We start from the raw sequence: 6,301 nt of genomic DNA on the forward strand, positions 1-6,301 counted from the left end.
CTACAAGGGAATGGGGGTTTTAAAGCCTCTCCCCTACCAGGGGAGAGGTTTGGAGAGGGGTCTGTTTACACATTAAAAACTTTTAAAACATCCTCTTAGAGGAATAGGAGCGAGAATGAACCTTATCACCAAAAGTCTGAAAAGAGGCAATTTCATTAATACATATAATCGTAAATTTGTCCAGTATATAAGTTCTCTCTATTATGTACTTCGTTTTAAAAACTTACCAATATCCCCATTATATAAATGAATTATAGAAACAATCATTTGTTTAATTTTCAAAGGATTATTATTACAGAGATTACATAAATCATCCTTTTCTTGATCAGTTCCCCATATTGGTTGTGATTCTATCAGAGACAAGGCTATTTCTGAAGAATTAGACAACTTTAAACAACGTACTGATGATAGCCAATATTCTAAAAAAGTGAATTCTTGATGTTGTTCTCGACTGGTGAAAATCACACAACTTTGATGATGGGTTTCAGTAATTATTTTGATAAATTGCATATATTTCAGATGATCAATATCTACATTATCCAAAATAATCAGACAACGATGGGTACGCAAATAATAGATAATTTGATTGATATTGAGTTTGTTTTCTTTGTGATGGGAGAATAAAGATAGCAAGTCAGTCATCATACTATCAAAACATGGAACTGTCGGTACTGAACGCCAAAAAACGTAATTAAATTGATCCTGAATTTGTTTTGCAAGTTGGGTAGCTAAGGTTGTTTTCCCAACTCCACCTATACCGAATAATCCTAGTAAGCGACAACCATCTTGTAAAATCCATGACTGCAATTGTGTCAGTTCTTGGCTATATCCGTAAAATGCTGAAATATCAATTGCAGTTCCCCAGTCTGGGAATTGATTTAAATTTGGTTTTTTTTTTTGCGTATTTGTGCGTATGCGGGAGGGTAAATATTACTTCAACACTGGTAGTAATTTCTCGCCAATCTAGATTTAATCGCCGACATAGTTCTTCAAAGCTTGTATAACTAACAGGTTTACCGGTCAGGAAATTGCTAATTGTAGTTAAGGACAATCCAGTATCATAAGCTAAAGCTCTTTGGTTGGGGTAGCCATTAACTCCAAGTGCCATATTAACCTGTTGAATACAGTCATTGCTTACCTTAATTGACTTTGGCATAATGTTAAATAATTTACTTTTTCAAGCAGATTTGACTAAATTTCAGATGTTATGAGTCATATCTTCTCATACTTTAGATAGATGACAATGGTTGTTTTGTTTTTTGGTGTCAAAATTAGCTCTCAAGTCAGATGAAGTCAGATGAAGTCAGTACGGAAGTTGGTACAGGGTTTGGTAGATTGCGTATATGCTAAGTAAACTAAAAGGGTGTATCATGAAAAACTTCAAAACTGTACCAAACCATACATCTAAACTCCGTTTTCCTGGGGAAACAATCAATTATCCAGATTTATTGACTAATTTCCTGGAAAATGGCGGATTGGTGGGTGATTCTCAATTTAGATTGACTCCCAAGACAGACAAGGCTTCGCAAATCACGACATCAGTTGTTGTTGATAGTTATCATGTCAGTAAGCATGGACAAGTTTCTACTTTAGACAGTGGATTTGTAGATATACAAAAGCAGAAAAGTACAGATAATATCATTCCTTTCTTCGTAACTAATTTACTCAATAACAATATAAATAATAGCCCTTTCTTTACAGCAAACAGAGGGTTAAAAAAATCTACCCTCTTCAATCATAACAACAGTGAATTAGAACAGTATCAGCCTATTCATGCTGTGGTGAGCAGTAATCTTGGTAATCATGTTGAGAGTGTAGCAGATACAGTTATTAGTAGAACTATTGTTGAGGTTTCTAAAAATCCAGAAACACAATTAGATGAAACCAAGCTTAAGGATAATCTGAAGGTTGTTTTTGCTGATACTCTTCAGAATAACAGCGAATTGGACTTGTTGGATATCTATGGAATAGTAGATCAAGCCTTACGGGATAGCTATGACTATCTCAGCAAGTTCCGTTTTGATCCTGAGTACAGCCAGAAGTTAGAGACAGCTTTTGGTACTGATTTTAATCGGGAAGTAGCAGATAAATTATTTAATAATTTTGCTGAAGGGAATTTTACTGATATTCCTACTATCAAGATTGTCAATCGTGGTGCGATTGCTGGAGGAAATGGGGCTTTTTCTGACAATACACAAAAAGTTTATTTGGCTGTAGAGTTTATTAACAAATATGCTAGTAATACGTCCAAAATTACTGATGTATTAATAGAAGAAATTGGGCATTTTGTTGATTCTCATATTAATGAAATTGATGCAACTGGGGATGAAGGGGATATTTTTTCGGAACTGGTGTTGGGGAATACGCTTAGTGATGAGGAGTTGAAGGCTTTAAGAGAAGAGAATGATAAGGTTACTGTTGTTCGGGGGAATAATGAAGAAATTGGGATTGAAGAAAATGATGACCTGAATGTTCTAAGAGTAGGAACTTGGAATATGTGGAGAGATGATGGAAATGCAACAGGTGTTGTCGCAGCTAATCACAATGATCGTCTAAAAATAATAGCTCAAGTTGCTGCTGATAACAAGATAGATGTAATGGTGTTGCAGGAATTTAACTCAACAAAATTCACTAATTCAACAGATTCTTTAGCTCTAAAACAAGAAGTAGCAACTTTTTTAAATCAAACTTTACCTAATACTTGGGATGTTGAAGTTGTCCTCCAAGAATATCCTTATGCTGTAAATCAAAGGTATACCAATCTTGGTAATAGTTCTGGCTATCTTATTTTATCTCGAAAAAATATCATTCTGGGAAATTTACTTTCAACAAATACAGTACAAAACAATAAAAATCCATTTGAAATAGAATATAAAACGCTAACATCTGGACCACGATTCTATAAAGATAATGAACCGGTGTACTCCGATAATAATCAACAACTTTATCCAAATGCTTGGGTATCGTCAGATCCGAATAAAACTAATACATACTATCGTCCTCCAATTACCTTTACAGCACAAAAAGGAACAAAAAATTACACTTTGTTTACTTGGCATAATGAGGCCCCTGGAAATGAACCTCAAAATGCGTTTGGTAGGTTAAATTATCTGATACAGCGCGATAATACTCTTGTTAATCCGATAATTCTTGGAGATTTGAATCTTGGTAGTGTTCCAGCAAACCGACAAGCTTGGGGCTTGGTTCAACAACAAAATGGGACTTGGCAGAGGCAAGTTTTTGCAGGTTACACTGGTTGGCAAAATAATCACGACCTTGTGATGGGAAAGGTTGCTGGTGCTATATTGAATCCGATTTCATTGTTAGACGCACAGAAAAACCCGATATCATATACCAAATTTCAAAGTGATCATCATTATCCAATATTCGCAGAAATTCAATTTTCTGGAGCACAAACTCCAATAGAAGAATATACTTACGTAACTAATAACCAAAAAAGACTAAAATTAACAAAAACAAAAACAATAACACCACTACCGCTTCAATTATCATTAGATAATCCCGAAAATCTCCAAAATATCAATCTCGAACAAAGCGCTGACGATCAAGATTGGTTTATCAGTTACGATTATGACGGTATATCTCAACCACTATTATTTGTTGATGATGGAAATATAGATTTCTTAAATGCTAATGGACAATCTTTATTAGGTAGCGATGGAAAACTTACAGGTGGTGCTGGAAATATAAACAAAATTAAAATCACTAAGATATCACCAACTGGTAAAAAAGCTCCTGTAATTTATGCTTCCGTAGGTAATAACCAAGCATCTGCTTTATTTACAGGTGAAATTGAGCTTGATGCAAATAATCTCGAAGCAAGCATTTCTGAATCAGGAAATGATAGCGATCCTGATTTTGAAATAGGTGGATTTGAGGTAAAATTTACTGATTTAGCAATCGTTGATGATCATCTTGAACTACAAGGTAAAGTGAAACTCCCTGAGCAACTTGGGGGTTTAGAAGTCAGTGTGGAAGTTGACGAAAAACAGGGAACAAATAATAAGATTATTATTGGTTATCCAGGAGAAGAAGTTAAAGTTAATGAATCACAGACAATTACTATTGGAGACTATGGAATTGCTGTAACAGGTGGGTCATTAAAACTACCAGGAACAAGAAAGTTTAATGCTTTAGGTTTAATAGAAATTCAAACTAAAAACGCTGCTTTAGACTTTAACTTTCAGGAATCAGAAGCAACAATTACAGGTGAGTTTATCGTTCCAAGTCTCAAAGACGCAACCTTAAATCTGAAAGACGGAAACTATATTAAAGTTAAAAAGGTAAATGATGCACTTCAGTTTGCTATGGCTGCCGATTTTTCTGTCAGTGATATAGGTATCTATGACGACAAGACAGGTATCTATGGCGACTGGAAACTTACAAATATTAAGGTCAGTGTTAATAAAACCTATGGACAATCCATCACAGCAGTTAAAGTTATAGGTTCTACAACGCTACATTATGGTCTTAATAAAACGGCTGAACTAGGAGTTTCTTTTGCCGATGGTCGCCTTAAGAACCTCACAGGTAGTAATATTAATTTTGATTTTTTTGGGACAAATGTAAATCTTACTAAAATAGAATATACTCCTGACCGAAATCTTACTGATACAAGACTATGGGACCCAGAACTTAAAACTCAAGGTAGAATCATCCTTCCACAAGCATTAGGAAATGCCACTGTAGATATAACTGGTTTAAATTACTTAGTTGTTAATGAGGATGGAATTGACTTAACTGGTGGGATAATTATAATTCCTACATTTGATGTCAATCTTCTGGGTTTACAGAAGCTACGAACACAAGGTAAAAATATTCAACTTGAATACGCAAAAGTAATAGATAAAGACGGCAAAACCGTTTTAGAAAAATACTTAAAAATTCAAGGTCAATTGGTACTTCCCAATTTTTACAGTTTTACAGCTGATTTTAGTGGCTCAAACTATATCAAAATCAGCAACAATTCTGCTAATCCTGTGGAAGTTGTTGGTACATTCTCAGCCAGTCATATCAACATAGTACCAGGATGGACAATCAAATATGCAAAATTAGGGATTAATACTACAAACAGCACAATAAACGCTAAAGGAACTCTAACAATTCCCCGTGGAATTGATATTGATGCTGATTTTACTTTCAATACTGATACTGGTGTTTTAACTTATGCCGATATTGAAGCAGATAACATTAATGCACTTATTATGGGTCTTCCAGGTACGGGTGCATATCTTCAAAGCATAAAAGGACAATATGAAGGAGGAAACACCTCAAAATTTACTGGTAGCGTTGGTGTAACAGCAGGCGCTGAAATTAACTTAAATCTACCGTTTTGGGCTGGTGGTAATAAGAGTGGCTCACTGGTTAAGTTAAATGCAAGTGCAACAATTACCAGCAGCAATCTCACAACAAGTGGCGACATTACCGTTCTTGGCGGTTTGATGACAGGCAAGGGACTTGCTGAAGTCAATTGGGGTAAAGGTTATTTGTGGGCATCATCTGAATTCAATATCTTAGGTGAATTCATCACTACAAACACTCAGTTCCTGGCTACCTCCGACTTAAACCTTTATATGTTCGGTGAAGCCAATGTCAAGATTCCTAATGTTGTGCCATTCATAGGTGGAAGAAATCTAGGTTCTGGTGAGGTTTATGTTGAGTACACAAATGATAACAACTTGAGCAATGACTATGTTGCGGCTTGGGGAAATACATGGTGGGGATCTACATTAGGTATAAAGGTTTCTTTTGATGGGAACTGGCAGGTAATCCATTCTCAAGAGGCAAGAACTATCGGTGAATATGCAACAACCAAAATCAAGACCCTGCATGATAGTTTGGATGCTCCAGCCGACAAAGAACCTCAACACCAAATAGGCGATACAATCAGGGATACTCCTATTATTAGTGGTAAAAATACAGATGGCACTGATGGCAATGATATTCTGCATGGAGAAAATACACCTGACACCATCTATGGCAAAAAAGGTAATGATCTTTTATTTGGCGAAGGTGGTAATGACACCCTTTTTGGTGATGATGGTGAGGATATGCTTTATGGTGGAACTAGCAATGACTACCTTTATGGAAACAGTGATAATGACATCCTTGTAGGTGATGATGGTGATGATGTCTTAGATGGTGGGGCTGGTAATGACCACCTTTATGGTGGTAAAAACGACGATACTTACATTGTTGATAGCACCACTGATACCATTATCGAAAATGCCAACGAAGGTACAGATACCATTCAATCTAGTGTTACTTACACGATTGCGGC

General features: G+C 35.8%; 2 protein-coding genes and 1 pseudogene. 1 reads left to right on the forward strand and 2 read right to left on the reverse strand.

The features are described from left to right. Positions 1 to 201 precede the first annotated feature (201 nt). Both PN450_RS13660 and PN450_RS13665 read right to left on the reverse strand, forming a co-directional pair. Positions 202 to 915 (reverse strand): NB-ARC domain-containing protein, encoded by a 714-nt coding sequence (locus PN450_RS13660; protein WP_334311492.1) that lies wholly within the window; start codon positions 913 to 915, stop codon positions 202 to 204. Then, a complete protein-coding gene (locus tag PN450_RS13665) occupies positions 848 to 1,156 on the reverse strand; it encodes a helix-turn-helix domain-containing protein (protein ID WP_271836660.1) in 309 nt (102 codons plus the stop codon). Before PN450_RS13665 ends, PN450_RS13660 begins: the two co-directional genes overlap by 68 nt. A gap of 214 nt (positions 1,157 to 1,370) precedes the next feature. On the opposite strand from PN450_RS13665, the pseudogene PN450_RS13670 reads away from it, so the two are divergent. Next, a pseudogene (locus PN450_RS13670) lies at positions 1,371 to 6,301 on the forward strand (hypothetical protein); the annotation flags it as partial.

Origin of the sequence: Dolichospermum lemmermannii CS-548 (assembly GCF_028330815.1) — a bacterium.
Lineage (GTDB): Bacteria > Cyanobacteriota > Cyanobacteriia > Cyanobacteriales > Nostocaceae > Dolichospermum > Dolichospermum lemmermannii.

What these genes read in the sequence shown, in the direction of transcription:
- PN450_RS13665 (WP_271836660.1), bottom strand. Translation starts at nt 1,156, where the DNA reads ATGCCAAAGTCAATTAAGGTAAGCAATGACTGTATTCAACAGGTTAAT.